Annotated in this window: 11 protein-coding genes; 5 read left to right on the plus strand and 6 right to left on the minus strand. The window is 61.9% G+C overall.

Annotated elements, in window-relative coordinates; all coding sequences use genetic code 11:
• The first annotated feature begins 155 nt into the window (after positions 1-155).
• Genes HB675_RS02945 through HB675_RS02955 form a run of 3 tightly spaced genes read left to right on the plus strand, consistent with a single transcriptional unit; the run spans position 156 to position 6,752 of the window.
• The gene (locus tag HB675_RS02945; RefSeq protein WP_213875584.1) at positions 156-1,898 is read left to right on the plus strand and encodes a potassium/proton antiporter; all 1,743 of its coding nucleotides are present in this window, start codon (positions 156-158) and stop codon (positions 1,896-1,898) included.
• Positions 1,899-1,934: 36 nt separating this feature from the next.
• A complete protein-coding gene (gene mscK / locus HB675_RS02950) occupies positions 1,935-5,282 on the plus strand; it encodes a mechanosensitive channel MscK (protein ID WP_213875585.1) in 3,348 nt (1,115 codons plus the stop codon).
• 15 nt (positions 5,283-5,297) lie between these two features.
• Positions 5,298-6,752, plus strand: a complete 1,455-nt coding sequence (locus tag HB675_RS02955; RefSeq protein ID WP_213875586.1) for a protein adenylyltransferase SelO — start codon at positions 5,298-5,300, stop codon at positions 6,750-6,752.
• Here the strand turns inward: HB675_RS02955 and HB675_RS02960 are convergent.
• The gene (locus tag HB675_RS02960) at positions 6,736-7,464 is read right to left on the minus strand and encodes an aspartate/glutamate racemase family protein (RefSeq protein ID WP_213875587.1); all 729 of its coding nucleotides are present in this window, start codon (positions 7,462-7,464) and stop codon (positions 6,736-6,738) included. The genes HB675_RS02955 and HB675_RS02960 overlap by 17 nt on opposite strands.
• A 170-nt stretch (positions 7,465-7,634) precedes the next feature.
• Here HB675_RS02960 and trxC point away from each other — a divergent pair, with 170 nt between their 5' ends.
• Positions 7,635-8,075, plus strand: a complete 441-nt coding sequence (gene trxC / locus HB675_RS02965; protein ID WP_213875588.1) for a thioredoxin TrxC — start codon at positions 7,635-7,637, stop codon at positions 8,073-8,075.
• Positions 8,076-8,097: 22 nt separating this feature from the next.
• On the opposite strand, the gene HB675_RS02970 is transcribed toward trxC, so the two are convergent.
• Both HB675_RS02970 and HB675_RS02975 read right to left on the minus strand, forming a co-directional pair.
• Complete coding sequence (locus HB675_RS02970) at positions 8,098-8,868, minus strand: ParA family protein (RefSeq protein WP_213875589.1); 771 nt, start codon at positions 8,866-8,868, stop codon at positions 8,098-8,100.
• Positions 8,869-8,937: 69 nt separating this feature from the next.
• Positions 8,938-9,840, minus strand: a complete 903-nt coding sequence (locus HB675_RS02975) for a LysR substrate-binding domain-containing protein (protein WP_213875590.1) — start codon at positions 9,838-9,840, stop codon at positions 8,938-8,940.
• Between the two features lie 119 nt (positions 9,841-9,959).
• Here HB675_RS02975 and HB675_RS02980 point away from each other — a divergent pair, with 119 nt between their 5' ends.
• Positions 9,960-11,237 carry an MFS transporter gene (locus HB675_RS02980; protein ID WP_213875591.1) on the plus strand — a complete coding sequence of 426 codons (1,278 nt, stop codon included), beginning with the start codon at positions 9,960-9,962 and terminating at the stop codon, positions 11,235-11,237.
• Here the strand turns inward: HB675_RS02980 and HB675_RS02985 are convergent.
• The 3 genes from HB675_RS02985 to HB675_RS02995 all read right to left on the minus strand — a co-directional run bounded on the left by HB675_RS02985 (position 11,221) and on the right by HB675_RS02995 (position 14,494).
• Entirely contained in the window at positions 11,221-11,721 is a 501-nt protein-coding gene (locus tag HB675_RS02985) for a cytochrome b/b6 domain-containing protein (RefSeq protein WP_213875592.1), read from the minus strand. The two genes, HB675_RS02980 and HB675_RS02985, sit on opposite strands and share 17 nt — an antisense overlap.
• Positions 11,722-11,887: 166 nt before the next feature.
• Entirely contained in the window at positions 11,888-12,952 is a 1,065-nt protein-coding gene (hemE, locus tag HB675_RS02990) for a uroporphyrinogen decarboxylase (protein ID WP_213875593.1), read from the minus strand.
• Positions 12,953-13,075: 123 nt separating this feature from the next.
• Positions 13,076-14,494, minus strand: a complete 1,419-nt coding sequence (locus HB675_RS02995; protein WP_213875594.1) for an FAD-dependent oxidoreductase — start codon at positions 14,492-14,494, stop codon at positions 13,076-13,078.
• Positions 14,495-14,514: the final 20 nt, after the last annotated feature.

Below are 14,514 nucleotides of genomic sequence, written 5' to 3' on the forward strand. Positions count from 1 at the left end.
CGTCAAGACTTACCGCCCATTGGCTGCCCCTCTTTGAAACCTTTTTGACAGTGATACATTTCAGCAGGTTAGAATCCCTTGGCACGCTGGGTGCATACGCTCCAATGAATGGAGCCCTTCCCAGCGCCTTGCCTTTTCTCTAGGGAGTACTGCCTTTGGATGCGACAACCATCAACAGCCTGTTCTTGATCGGCGCGTTGCTGGTGGGTGCGAGCATTCTGGTCAGTTCGCTTTCGTCGCGCCTCGGCATTCCGATTCTGGTGATCATCCTCGCGGTAGGCATGGCCGCCGGTGTGGACGGTGGCGGGATCATCTTCGACAACTACCCCACGGCCTATCTGGTCGGTAACCTCGCGCTGGCAGTGATTCTGCTCGATGGTGGCCTGCGCACACGGGTCGCGAGCTTTCGCGTGGCGCTGTGGCCGGCGTTGTCGCTGGCCACAGTGGGGGTGCTGATGACCACGGGACTGACCGGGCTGATGGCCGCGTGGCTGTTTAATCTGAGCCTGCTGCAAGGCCTGCTGATCGGCGCGATCGTGGGCTCTACCGACGCGGCGGCGGTGTTCTCGCTGCTGGGTGGCAAGGGGCTGAACGAGCGGGTGACCGCCAGCCTGGAGATCGAATCAGGCAGCAACGACCCCATGGCGGTGTTCCTCACCGTGACGTTGATCGACATGCTCGTGCGCCACCAGACCGGCCTGCACTGGGGTCTGCTGGGCCACCTGGTGCAGGAGTTCGGCATCGGCGCGATCATCGGCCTGGGCGGCGGTTGGATGCTGTTGCAACTGGTCAACCGCATCAACCTGGCCACCGGCCTCTACCCGATCCTGGTAGTGGCTGGCGGTCTGGTGGTGTTCGCCCTGACCAACGCCTTGCATGGCAGTGGCTTTTTGGCGGTGTACCTGTGCGGGCTGGTGATGGGCAACAAACCGATTCGCAGCCGCCACGGCATCCTGCACATGCTCGATGGCATGGCCTGGCTGGCACAGATCGGCATGTTCCTGGTCCTGGGCCTGCTGGTAACCCCCCATGATCTGCTGCCCATTGCCCTGCCGGCACTGGCATTGGCGCTGTGGATGATCCTGGTGGCGCGCCCGCTGTCGGTGCTCGTCGGCTTGCTGCCGTTCAAGGCCTTCCACGGCCGGGAGAAAGCCTTCATTGCCTGGGTCGGCCTGCGCGGCGCCGTGCCGATCATTCTCGCGGTGTTCCCGTTGATGGCCGGGCTGCCCCACGCCCAGCTTTACTTCAACCTGGCCTTCTTCATCGTGCTGGTGTCGCTGCTGGTGCAGGGCACCAGCCTGCCTTGGGTGGCCAAGCTGCTCAAGGTCATGGTGCCGCCTGACCCGGCGCCTATTTCCCGCTCGGCGCTGGAAGTGCACGTCACCAGTGAGTGGGAGCTGTTTGTCTATCGGCTCGGCGCGGAAAAGTGGTGCATCGGTGCCGCCCTGAGGGAGCTGAAAATGCCCGAGGGCACGCGCATCGCCGCGTTGTTTCGCGGTCAGCAGCTGTTGCACCCCTCTGGCAGTACCGTATTGGAAGTGGATGACCTGCTCTGCGTGATCGGCCACGAACACAATCTGTCGGCCCTGGGCAAGCTGTTCAGCCAGGCGCCTCAGCGTGGCCTTGACCTGCGTTTCTTCGGCGACTTCGTGCTCGAAGGCGACGCCGAACTCGGTGCCGTTTCGGCGCTTTACGGCTTGCAACTGGACGGCCTCGACCCGCAGATGCCCCTCAGCCGGTTCATCACCCAGAAAGTCGGCGGCGCGCCGATCGTGGGCGATCAGATCGAGTGGAACAGCACCTTGTGGACCGTCGCACTGATGGACGGGAACAAGATCCGCAAAGTCGGCGTCAAATTCCCCGAAGGAACTCGCCCAGGCCCGGGATTGTTCCTCTAAACTGCCCTTCTCTCTTCGAGCTGTACGACTTTTCCTATGCCTTTTTTGCGCTTCTTTTTCCTCTCGGTCCTGATGGGGCTGAGCCTCTGCGTTGCCCATGCAGACGCTGCCGATGCGCCCACGATCGACTCGGTGCAGCAGAGCATCGACAAGATTGCCGACCGCAAGCTCTCCGACGTCGACCAGAAAGCCCTGCAACAAGTGCTGGAGCAAACCCTCGCGCTGTTGACCAACCAGCAGGACAACGAGAAAAAACTCTCGGACGTCAAAGCGCAGCTGGCGTCCGCGCCCCGGGAAACGACCGACAATCAACATGATCTGACGCGACTCAAGGCCACCAAAGTGATCCCGGTGGCCCAGCGTTACGCCAACCTTTCGGTGCCACAGCTCGAACAACTGCTCACCGACCGCGGCACCGAGCAGACCGAACTGCAAAAGTCCCTGGCCGATGCCAACAGCCTGGTCATCACCGCCCAGACCCGCCCCGAGCGCGCGCAGACCGAGATCAGCACCAACCAGACGCGCATCCAGCAGATCAACGCCATTCTCAAGAGTGGCAAGGACGCCGGCAAGGTCATCAACAACGACCAGCGTAACCAGTACCTGGCCGAACTGGCCTCCATCAATGCACTGATCAACCTGCGCCGCCAGGAACTGGCCGGCAACAGTCAGCTACAGGACCTGGGCAACAGCCAGCATGACCTGCTGGCCGAAAAGGCGGCGCGCATCGACCAGGAAATTCAGGACCTGCAGACGCTGATCAACCAGAAGCGCCTGGCGCAGTCTCAGGAAACCGTGACCCAGCAATCCCTGGAAGCGCAGAAGTCCGGGAGCAGCAGCGTGCTGACCACCGAGAGCGCCACCAACGTCAAGCTATCCGACTATCTACTGCGCAGCACCGACCGACTCAACGAACTGACCCAGCAAAACCTGCAGACCAAACAACAGCTGGACAGCGTGACTCAAAGCGATCAGGCCCTGGACGAGCAGATAAGCGTGCTCAAGGGCAGCCTGTTGCTGTCCAAGATTCTCTACAAGCAGAAGCAGGCCCTGCCGCACCTCAAGGTCGACCGCGATCTGGCTGACCGGATTGCCGACATTCGCCTCTACCAGTTCGAGGTCAGCCAGCAGCGCGAAGAAATCAGCGTACCCAGCACCTATGTCGACGGCCTGCTGGCCACGCAGCCCCCAGAGGAGGTCACCCCGCAACTGCGCAAGAACCTGCTGGATCTGGTGGCCACCCGCAGCGACCTGCTGGAACGCCTGAACCGCGAGCTGAGCGCCTTGCTGAACGAGTCCATCACCCTGCAACTCAACCAGAAGCAACTGCTCAGCACCGCCCAGAGCCTGCGGGCGACCCTGGACGAGCAGATGTTCTGGATCCCCAGCAACAAGCCGCTGGACCTGGACTGGTTTTCCGGCGTGCCCAATCGCCTCAAGAAGGAAGTGACCTCGCTGCCCTGGCTGTCGAGCCTGAGCGAACTCAAGGAAGGGTTGCTGAGCCGCCTGTGGCTGTTCCTGCCACTGTTGCTGGTGATCGGCCTGCTGCTGTGGCGCCGCGACTACCTTTACCTGCAATTGAACAAGGTGCATCAGGACATCGGTCACTTCAAACGTGACCGCCAGTGGCACACGCCCTTGGCCATCCTCATCAATGTGCTGCTGGCCATGCCCATGGCCTTGGCCTTTTCCCTGTGCGGCTATGCCCTGATGATCGACGCCCGCGGGCAGAATGCCGGGCTCGGCGCGGCGATCCTGCAGATCGGCCTGGCCTGGCTGGTGTTCTACACGGCCTATCGCATCCTGGCCCCCGGCGGCGTGGCCGAATTGCACTTCCGCTGGCAGAAATCCCAGGTGGAATTTCTGCAGGGCTGGGTACGGCGGTTGGGCTTTGTGGTGCTGGCCCTGGTCTCGGTGGTGGCGGTGGCCGAGTTGCAGCCTTCGTCCCTGGCCGATGACGTGCTGGGCATCGCCGTGGTGCTGACCTGTTACGCCTGGATGGCCTGGCTGCTCAGCCGGCTGCTGATCAGCAGCCCGACCACCCGTAATGCCTCGGTCTTTCGCAAAGTGGTCGGCGTGGTCTTCACCGCGCTGCCCATAGCGCTGTTCATTGCCGTCTGCTTTGGCTACTACTACACCGCCTTGAAGCTCACCGACCGCCTGATCGATACCCTCTACCTGACCATGTTCTGGCTGGTGATCGAGGCAGCTTTCGTCCGCGGCCTGGGCGTGGCGGCGCGGCGCCTGGCCTACCAGCGCGCCTTGGCCAAGCGCCAGGCCGCAAAGGAAAGCGGCGACGGCGAGATCCCGGTGGAAGAGCCGACCCTCGACATCGAGCAGGTCAACCAGCAGTCATTGCGTCTGGTACGGCTGGCCCTGCTGGGCGGCTTCATCGGTGCGCTGTACTGGGTGTGGAGCGACCTGATCAGCGTGTTCGCCTATCTGGACAACATCACCCTGTACGAATACACCAGCGGCACCGGCGCGGCCATGAGCATGGTGCCCATCAGCCTCGGCGACTTGCTGGGCGCGCTGATCATTATCGGCATCACCTTTGCTTTGGCCGGCAACCTGCCCGGCCTGCTGGAAGTGCTGGTGCTGTCACGGTTGAACCTGGCCCAAGGCAGCTCCTACGCCACCACCACCCTGCTGTCCTATCTGATCGCCGGAGTCGGCTTTGTATCGACCCTGTCCACCCTGGGGGTGAGCTGGGACAAGCTGCAATGGCTGGTGGCGGCCCTGTCCGTAGGGCTGGGGTTCGGCATGCAGGAAATCTTCGCCAACTTCATCTCCGGCATCATGATCCTGTTCGAACGCCCGGTGCGCATCGGCGACACCATCACCATCGGCAGCCTGTCCGGCACGGTGAGCAAGATCCGCATCCGCGCCACCACCATTACCGATTTCGACCGCAAGGACATTATCGTCCCCAACAAGACCTTCATCACTGGCCAGTTGATCAATTGGTCGCTGACGGACACCATCACCCGCGTGACCCTCAAACTGGGGGTAGACTACGGTTCGGACCTGGACCTGGTGAAGTCGCTGCTGCTCAAGGGCGCCCATGCCAACCCGCGAGTCCTCAAGGAACCGGGCCCCAGCGTGTACTTTCTCAACTTCGGCGAGAGCACCCTGGACCACGAATTGCGCATGCACGTGCGCGACCTGGGCGACCGCAACCCGGTGCTGGACGAGATGAACCGCTACATCAACCGCGAGTTCAAGAACCATCACATCAACATCTCTTTCCGGCAGATGGAGGTGTACTTGAAGAACACCCAAGGCCAGGAATACAAACTGACACCGATAGAGCATCCGCAACCGGAGCCGTCGCCCGCACCTGTGGTCAAACAGGCACCGCCGCCGCTGTCGCAACTGGATTGATGCCGGGAGGCCACCTTGAACGCGCTGGACGAACTGACATTCGACAATCGCTTTGCCCGACTGGGCGACGTGCTGTCCACTCACATTCTGCCGCAACCGCTGGACGCACCGCGTCTGGTGGTGGCAAGCGATGCAGCCTTGGCCCTGCTCGATCTCGATGCTGCCCAGGCCGAGCTGCCGCTGTTTGCGGAAATCTTCGGCGGCCACAAACTGTGGGCCGACGCCGAACCCCGGGCGATGGTGTATTCGGGCCATCAGTTCGGTCACTACAACCCGCAATTGGGGGATGGCCGGGGCCTGCTGCTAGGCGAGGTCTACAACGACGCCGGCGAGCACTGGGACCTGCACCTCAAGGGCGCCGGCCAGACGCCCTACTCCCGTGGCGCCGATGGCCGCGCCGTGCTGCGCTCGTCGATCCGCGAGTTTCTCGCTTCAGAGGCCTTGCACGCCCTGGGCATACCCAGCACCCGCGCCGCCTGCGTGATCGGTTCGGACACGCCAGTCTGGCGCGAGAAGCAGGAGCGCGGCGCGACGGTCCTGCGCCTGTCTCCCAGCCACGTGCGGTTCGGCAGTTTCGAGTTCTTCTATTACACCCGCCAGCCCGAAGCGCAAAAAACCCTCGCCGACCATGTGCTCAATGCCCATTACCCGGAGTGCCTGGAGCAACCGCAGCCGTTTCTGGCGATGTTTCGCACGATCGTCGAACGTAACGCCGAGCTGATCGCCAAATGGCAGGCCTACGGGTTCTGCCATGGCGTGATGAACACCGACAACATGTCCATCCTGGGCATCACCTTCGACTTCGGCCCGTTCGCCTTTCTCGACGACTTCGACGCCAACTTCATCTGCAACCACTCCGACCACGAGGGCCGCTATGCCTTCAGCAACCAAGTGCCCATCGCCCACTGGAACCTCAGCGCGCTGGCCCAGGCGTTGACGCCGCTGATCGAAGTGGACGGTCTGCGCGAGGCGCTGGCGTTGTTTCTGCCGCTTTATCAGGCCCACTACCAGGACCTGATGCGCCGGCGCCTGGGCTTTGTCAGCGCTCAGGAAGATGATTTGGCCTTGGTGGAGCGGCTGTTGACCCTGATGCAGCATGGCGGGGTGGACTACAACCTGTTCTTCCGCCGACTGGGTGAACAGCCCGCCGAGCAGGCGCTGCAAAAGCTTCGGGACGATTTTATCGACCTGGCAGGCTTCGACCAGTGGGGGCAGGACTACCTGGCCCGCATCGCCAATGAAGACAACACCGAGCGCACAGCCCGTATGAACGGGGTCAACCCGCTCTACGTGCTCCGCAACTACCTGGCGCAAAAAGCCATCGACCGCGCCGAGGAAGGCGACTACGAAGAGGTCCGCCGCCTGCACCGGGTGCTGACCCGGCCGTTTGAACAGCAAGGCGGGATGGAGGCCTATGCACAGCGGCCTCCGGAGTGGGGCAAGCATCTGGAGATCAGTTGTTCGTCTTGAGTTGCCGGTTCAGCCTGTCATTTCCCAGCAACCACTCCAACCCCATGCGCACATGCTCCGCCGTACTATCGACCAATGGCAGCGGGCTGTTGCCAGGGTCCAACAGCAGGCTGATCTCGGTGCACCCCAATACCGCCGCCTCGGCGCCGGCCTCGCGCAGGCCCGCCAGGCAATCGAGGTAATACTGCCGCGACACGTCGCGGATCACGCCCAGGCATAGCTCGGAATAGATGATGCGATCCAGCTCGATGATTGCCTCGGCGTCGGGCAGCAGCACCTCGAACCCGTACTGCTCGACCAGACGCAGCCGATAGAAATCCTGCTGCAACGTGAAGCGAGTGCCCAGCAGAGCCACGCGCTTGATCCCGCGGCTTTGCAAGGCGACTCCGACGCCATCACCGATGTGCAGCAGCGGAATGTTCACGGCCGAGCTGATGAGCGGTGCAACCTTGTGCATGGTGTTGGTGGCCAGCAGCAGGGCCTTGGCCCCGGCGCGCTCCAACCCTTGGGCGGCCTCGGCGAGCAGGCGCCCGGCCTGATCCCAGTCGCCGCTTTTCTGCAAGGCAGCAATGCCGGCAAAATCGACGGAATGCAAGATCAATGGCGCCGAATGCAGCCCGCCCAAGCGTTCTCGCACGCCTTCGTTGAGCCAGCGGTAGTAGCTCAGCGTGGATTCCCAACTCATCCCGCCCAATATGCCGAGGCTTTGCATGGTGCGCTCCTTCTGATCAGTGGGACAGGCAGGCTAGCCCGCCGTGAAGGCGTACGGGAGATACAGCGCCGGAGCAACCTGGCGGTACAGTCCCTTGAAGTCTGCCCCTTGAAATCGGCGCGGAAGAGCGCCAGATAGGGAGCCTGATTCCTCTATTTCCGGAGCCCGGCATGACCGACTCGCTCGTGATCCCCTGCCCCCATTGCAATGGCTTGAACCGCATCCCCGCCGAACGCCTGGGCGACCAGCCCAAATGCGGGCGCTGCAAGGCCGAAGTATTGCTGAGCAAGCCTTTCGAATTGAAACAGGGCGATCATGCTAGCCAGATCAAAGGGGATCTGCCGCTGCTGGTGGACGTCTGGGCCGAATGGTGCGGGCCGTGCAAGTCGTTTGCGCCGGTGTTCGAGCAGGCTGCCACACGGCTGGCCGGGCACTGCCGGCTGGCCAAGCTGGACAGCGATGCCAACCCGCAACTGTCCAGTCAGCTGGCGATTCGCTCGATCCCCAGCTTGATCCTGTTCAAGAACGGCCGCGAAGTGGCGCGTCAGAGTGGGGCCATGCCATTGCAGCAGTTGCTGGCGTGGCTGGAGGGGCATGGCGTCCAGGGTTGATTGCGCGTAATCGGGCCCAGCCTCAAACCGACTCCAGCAACCCATGCAACTCTACAAACTGCTGCGTCAGCTTGTGCCGTGGGTCAAAGTAGATCAACGGCACGCTGGCCTCATGGGACTCGCGCATTTTCACTGAACTGGCGAGATACACCGGCAGCACCGGCAGCCCTTCGGCAATCAACTCGTCAAGCATCTGCTGCGGCAGGCTGGCGCGGGCCTGGAACTGGTTGACCACGATCCCTTCCACTTCCAGCCCTTCGTTATGGTCCTCCTTGAGCTCGGCAATTTCGGCGATCAGGCCATAGAGCGCCTGACGGGAAAAGCTGTCGCAGTCAAAGGGAATCAGCACACGATCGGCGGCAATCAACGCCGAAACGGCATAGAAATTCAGGGCTGGCGGCGTGTCCAGGTAAATCCGGTCGTAGTCCTCGGCGAGTTCGTCGAGCAATTTGCGCAGCTTGTTGATCTTGTGTTTCGCCTCAAGTTTAGGCTGCAGATCCGCCAGCTCCGCCGTGGCCGTCACCACATGGAGGTTTTCGTAGGGCGTTTCGTAGATATCCACCTTGTTCTTCTTGGCAAACGGCCCGGAGGACAAGGTCTGCTTGAAGAAATCAGCGATGCCCATGGGGATGTCACCCCCGGTCAGGCCCGTCAGGTACTGGGTCGAATTGGCCTGAGCATCGAGGTCGATCAACAGCGTGCGGTAGCCTTGCTGAGCACTCACCGCCGCTAGATTGCAGGCAATACTCGACTTGCCCACGCCACCTTTCTGATTGAACACCACGCGCCGCATGGAAAAACCTCCGTGTACAAATTCGTTCGAGTGTAGGGGCCGGGTGTGACGTTTAGCCAGTAAAACCGGTCACGACCTCACTACCCCCGCCTCGCGGCTCAGCAATCGCGCGAACGCCTCGGCCATGGCCGAGCGGCGGCCCTTGCGTTGCAGCAGCCACACGGCCGTCATGGCTTCGGGGTCGAGCAGGCGCCGGTAAACCACGCCGTCGATGCGCATCCACTGGAACGAGGCCGGCAGCACCGACACCCCAAGGCCGGCGGAGACCAGGCCGATGATGGTCATGGCCTCGCCGGCCTCCTGGGCGAAATGCGGGCTGAAGCCGGCCTGCTGCGCCAGGTGCAGCAGTTGCGCGCGCAGGCCGCTGCCGTAACTGCGAGGGAAAAACACGAAAGGTTCGTCGGCCAGCGCGGCCAGCTGTATGCCCTCTTCGTTGCCGACGGCCAGTGGGTGCGAGGCGCTGATGACGGCTACCAGCGGCTCACGGAACATTTCCAGGGCCTCGATGGAGTCCGGCAGTGCGAACGGACGAATCAGCCCGACTTCAATGGACTCATCGACCAAGGCGTCTACCACGTCGCGACTGCTCATTTCCTCAAGGTTGAGATGCACGGCCGGGTGAGCTTGGCGGAAGGCATAGATGGCCTTGGGAATCATCGAATTGAAGGGGGCCGAGGTGGTAAAGCCGATTTTCAATTCGCCCAGCTCGCCCAGCTGCGCACGCCGCGCCACGTCGGCGGCCTTGTCGACTTGGGCCAGCACTAACCGCGCCTCATCGAGAAACAGCCGGCCCGCCTCGCTCAACGCCACTCGTCGGTTAGTACGCTCGAACAAGCGCGCGCCCAACTCCCGTTCCAGCACCTGAATCTGTTGGCTCAACGGCGGCTGGGAAATCCCCAACAGCTCAGCAGCACGGCCGAAATGCAGCTCTTCTGCCACGGCAATGAAATAACGCAGATGACGCAGTTCCACATGGCCCCCAATAGGTCGTAAAACCTCTTAAACAGGTCGAATTATATATTGGAAAGAATCATTAGCCAGCTATATGCTTTTTCCACTACCCCCAGCCTTGCCCTACGCAAGAGGTCCCCGTGAAAACTGCTGTTGCTCCACAGGCTCAGGAAATCCACGATTCAACCCTCGCCGACATCGCCACCCAGCTCAGCGAAACCTATATCGAAAAAGGCACTCCGCTGTTCATGCGCACGGTTCTGGCGCTTTTTTCCGGCGGCTTTGCCACCTTCGCGCTGCTGTACTGCGTGCAGCCGATGATGCCGATCCTGTCCCACGAGTTTTCCATCAACGCCGCCCAGAGCAGTCTGATCCTGTCGGTGGCCACCGGGATGCTCGCCATAGGCCTGCTCATCACCGGCCCCATCTCCGACGCCATCGGGCGCAAGCCGGTCATGGTGGCAGCGCTTTTCTCGGCGGCGTTGTGCACCATTGCCAGCGCCTTGATGCCGACCTGGGAAGGCGTACTGGTGATGCGTGCGCTGGTGGGGCTGTCGTTGAGCGGACTGGCAGCAGTCGCCATGACCTACCTCAGTGAAGAGATCCACCCCGAACACATCGGCCTGGCCATGGGCCTGTATATCGGCGGCAACGCCATAGGCGGCATGAGCGGGCGGCTTATCAGCGGAGTGTTGATCGATTACGTCAGCTGGCACACCGCAATGCTGGTGGTCGGCGGCTTGGCATTGGTAGCGGCCAGCGTGTTTGTCAAAGTGCTGCCGGCGTCGAAAAACTTCCGCCCCCGGCAGATGAACCCGCGCGGGTTGCTCGACGGTTTCACCATGCATTTTCGCGATGCGGGCCTGCCTTGGCTGTTTCTCGAGGGCTTCCTGCTGATGGGTGCCTTCGTCACGATGTTCAACTACATCGGCTACCGCCTGCTCGGTGAGCCGTACCATATGAGCCAGGCGTTGGTCGGCCTGCTGTCGGTGGTGTATCTGTCGGGCATCTACAGTTCGGCGAAGATCGGCTCGCTGGCCGACAAGTACGGCCGCCGCAATGTGTTCTGGATGAGCATCGTGCTGATGTTCGCAGGCCTGCTGATCAACCTCTTCAGCCCGCTGCCGATGGTGATCGGTGGCATGCTGATCTTCACTTTCGGCTTCTTCGGTGCCCACTCGGTGGCCAGCAGCTGGATAGGCAAACGCGCGATAAAGGCCAAGGGGCAGGCCTCGTCCCTGTACCTGTTCTGCTACTACCTGGGTTCCAGCGTGGCCGGCACCCTGGGCGGCCTGGCCTGGCATTTTGGGGGCTGGAACGGCATCGGTGCATTCATTTCGACGCTGCTGGTGCTGGCCCTGCTGGTGGCGGCCAAACTGGCCAAGCTGGCGCCGCTGCGGGCTAAAGCATCCGCCTGAGCACCCGGCGGCCACTGGCTTCGTGCTTGATGACCGCCAGCACATGCAGCAACACCAACGCCCCCAGCACGGCGCAGCTGCCGGCATGCACCTGCATCAACCGGTGCAGCAGCGCCGGGTCGTGCAGGGGTTGGGGGAGGGTCAGCCAGTCAAAGACGCGAATAGGTCGATTCATCATCAGTACGCCGGTGACGAGGACCGCTCCGGTCAGCAGGTACAACAGGTTGTGTGCCCAATGCGCAGCGTGCTCGGCCAGGGTCTTGGGCGCTTGCCGCTCGGCGCGCAGGCGCAGCCACAGACGCCAGGCGAACAAGGGGATAAACAGCGTGGCCAAGGAGACATTCAAGGCCGCCACCCCGGTACGCAACGGCGCGTCTTCAGCCAGGGTGCCAGCGTAGGCACCCATGATCAACGCCCAGAGAATGAACGCTGCCGATAGCCAGTGCAGAGCGATCCGCACCGGGGAGTAACGACCTGCGGACATCTGCGCCCCCCAACAAAAGGGCAATATGCTATCAGAGCACCCCCTTCAAACGCGAGCTATTCTCAGTCTCATTACTGTGCAATCAGAAAGGCCATGAAAATGAAAGGCGGCTTTTAAGAGGCCGCCTTTCATTACTACAACAACTTGTAATATCTGTATTTGCAAACTAACGGTGATACTGCGCGGAGAACTCGTGCACCGCCCGGATAAACGCCCCCGCATGCTCGGGATCGACTTCCGGGGTGATGCCATGTCCCAGGTTGAACACATGACCGCTGCCCGGACCGTAGCTGGCCAGGATCCGCGCCACTTCAGCACGGATGGCTTCTGGCTTGGCGTAAAGCACCGTCGGGTCCATGTTCCCTTGCAGGGCGACCTTGCTGCCGACGCGACGGCGGGCTTCGCCGATATCGCAGGTCCAGTCCAGGCCCAGGGCATCGGCGCCCGCGTCGGCGATGCTTTCCAGCCACAGCCCACCGTTCTTGGTGAACAGAATGACCGGCACCTTGCGCCCGTCGTGCTCGCGGATCAGGCCGCTGACGATCTTGCGCATGTAGGCCAGGGAGAACTCCTGATAGGCCGCCGCCGACAGGTTGCCGCCCCAGGTGTCGAAGATCTGCACGGCCTGAGCGCCCGCGAGGATCTGCCCGTTGAGGTAGCTGGTCACCGACTGCGCCAGCTTGTCCAGCAGCAAGTGCATGGCCACCGGATTGTCGTAGAGCATGGCCTTGGTCTTGCGGAAGTCCTTGGACGAGCCGCCTTCAACCATGTAGGTGGCCAAGGTCCACGGGCTGCCGGAGAAACCGATCAACGGCACACGGCCATTGAGCTCGCGACGGATGGTGCTGACCGCGTCCATGACATAGCCCAGGTCCTTTTGCGGATCAGGAATGGGCAGGGCTTCGATGTCGGCCAGGGTGCTGACCACCTTGCGAAAACGCGGGCCTTCGCCGGTTTCGAAGTACAGGCCCTGGCCCATGGCGTCGGGAATCGTGAGAATGTCGGAGAACAGGATCGCGGCATCCAGCGGGTAGCGTTCCAGCGGCTGCAGGGTGACTTCGCAGGCGAACTCCGGGTTCATGCACAGGCTCATGAAGTCGCCGGCCTTGGCGCGGCTGGCACGGTACTCGGGCAGATAGCGACCGGCCTGACGCATCATCCACACTGGCGTGACGTCAACGGGCTGTTTGAGCAGGGCGCGCAGGAAACGGTCGTTCTTCAGGGCAGTCATGTCAACATCCGGCAGAAAAGTGCGCGCATTTTCCCAGACTGGCACGCAAAAGGCACGGCTTGAGCCGTGCCTTTTGTCTATGGGGTCAATTTACCGCAGGAGGCTACTGAACTCAGCAGGAGCTCAGACCTCCAGGTAATCGAGCATCCCTTCAGCCGCATTGCGGCCTTCGAAGATGGCCGTCACCACCAGGTCCGAACCGCGCACCATGTCGCCACCGGCGAAGATCTTCGGGTTGCTGGTCTGATGCTTGAACTTGCCTTGCTCCGGGGCGATCACACGGCCCTGGCTGTCGGTCTGGATCGACTGCTGATCGAACCATGAAGCGGGGCTTGGCCGGAAGCCGAAGGCGATGACCACGGCGTCGGCCGGGATGATCTCTTCGGAGCCCGGAATCGGCTCGGGGCTGCGACGGCCACGGGCATCCGGTTCGCCGAGACGGGTCTCGACCACTTTCACGCCTTCGACCTTGTCCTCGCCGACGATGGCGATGGGCTGGCGGTTATAAAGGAACTTTACGCCTTCTTCCTTGGCGTTCTTCACCTCTTTGCGTGAGCCCGGCATGTTCGCTTCGTCACGACGATAGGCACAGGTGACCGCCTTGGCGCCCTGACGGATCGAAGTCCGGTTGCAGTCCATCGCGGTATCACCGCCGCCCAACACCACGACCTTCTTGCCTTTCATGTCGACGAAATCTTCCGGCGACTTTTCAAAGCCCAGGTTGCGGTTGACGTTGGCGATGAGGAAATCGAGGGCATCGTGCACCCCGGGCAAGTCTTCGCCGGGGAAACCACCCTTCATATAGGTGTAGGTGCCCATGCCCATGAACACGGCATCGTACTCTTCGAGCAGCTGCTCGATGGTGACGTCCTTGCCCACTTCGGTGTTCAGGCGAAACTCGATGCCCATGCCGGTGAAGACTTCACGACGATTGCTCAGCACGCTCTTTTCCAGCTTGAACTCCGGAATACCGAAGGTCAGCAGACCACCGATTTCCGGGTTCTTGTCGAACACCACCGGGGTTACGCCACCGCGTACCAGCACGTCGGCGCAGCCCAGGCCCGCAGGCCCGGCACCGATGATGGCAACGCGCTTGCCGGTCTTCACCACCTTGGACAGGTCCGGGCGCCAGCCCATGGCGAAGGCGGTGTCGGTGATGTACTTCTCCACCGAACCGATGGTCACCGCGCCGAAGCCGTCATTGAGGGTGCAGGCACCCTCGCACAGACGGTCTTGCGGGCAAACACGGCCGCACACTTCCGGCAGCGTGTTGGTCTGGTGGGACAACTCGGCGGCCTGGAGGATGTTGCCCTCCGCAACCAGTTTCAGCCAGTTGGGAATGAAGTTGTGCACCGGGCACTTCCACTCGCAATAGGGGTTGCCGCACCCCAGGCAGCGGTGGGCCTGGTCGGCCGACTGCTGGGGTTTGAAGGGTTCGTAGATCTCCACGAACTCTTTCTTGCGCTGACGCAACAGTTTCTTCTTCGGATCCTTGCGCCCGACCTCGATGAACTGGAAGTCATTACTCAGACGTTCAGCCATGTTCAAAAAACCTCATCAAA

The sequence above is a fragment of the Pseudomonas sp. dw_358 genome, from assembly GCF_018449655.1.
Classification (GTDB): domain Bacteria; phylum Pseudomonadota; class Gammaproteobacteria; order Pseudomonadales; family Pseudomonadaceae; genus Aquipseudomonas.

What these genes read in the sequence shown, in the direction of transcription:
- mscK (WP_213875585.1), top strand. Translation starts at nt 1,935, where the DNA reads ATGCCTTTTTTGCGCTTCTTTTTCCTCTCGGTCCTGATGGGGCTGAGC.
- HB675_RS02960 (WP_213875587.1), bottom strand. Translation starts at nt 7,464, where the DNA reads ATGCAAAGCCTCGGCATATTGGGCGGGATGAGTTGGGAATCCACGCTG.
- trxC (WP_213875588.1), top strand. Translation starts at nt 7,635, where the DNA reads ATGACCGACTCGCTCGTGATCCCCTGCCCCCATTGCAATGGCTTGAAC.
- HB675_RS02970 (WP_213875589.1), bottom strand. Translation starts at nt 8,868, where the DNA reads ATGCGGCGCGTGGTGTTCAATCAGAAAGGTGGCGTGGGCAAGTCGAGT.
- HB675_RS02985 (WP_213875592.1), bottom strand. Translation starts at nt 11,721, where the DNA reads ATGTCCGCAGGTCGTTACTCCCCGGTGCGGATCGCTCTGCACTGGCTA.
- hemE (WP_213875593.1), bottom strand. Translation starts at nt 12,952, where the DNA reads ATGACTGCCCTGAAGAACGACCGTTTCCTGCGCGCCCTGCTCAAACAG.
- HB675_RS02995 (WP_213875594.1), bottom strand. Translation starts at nt 14,494, where the DNA reads ATGGCTGAACGTCTGAGTAATGACTTCCAGTTCATCGAGGTCGGGCGC.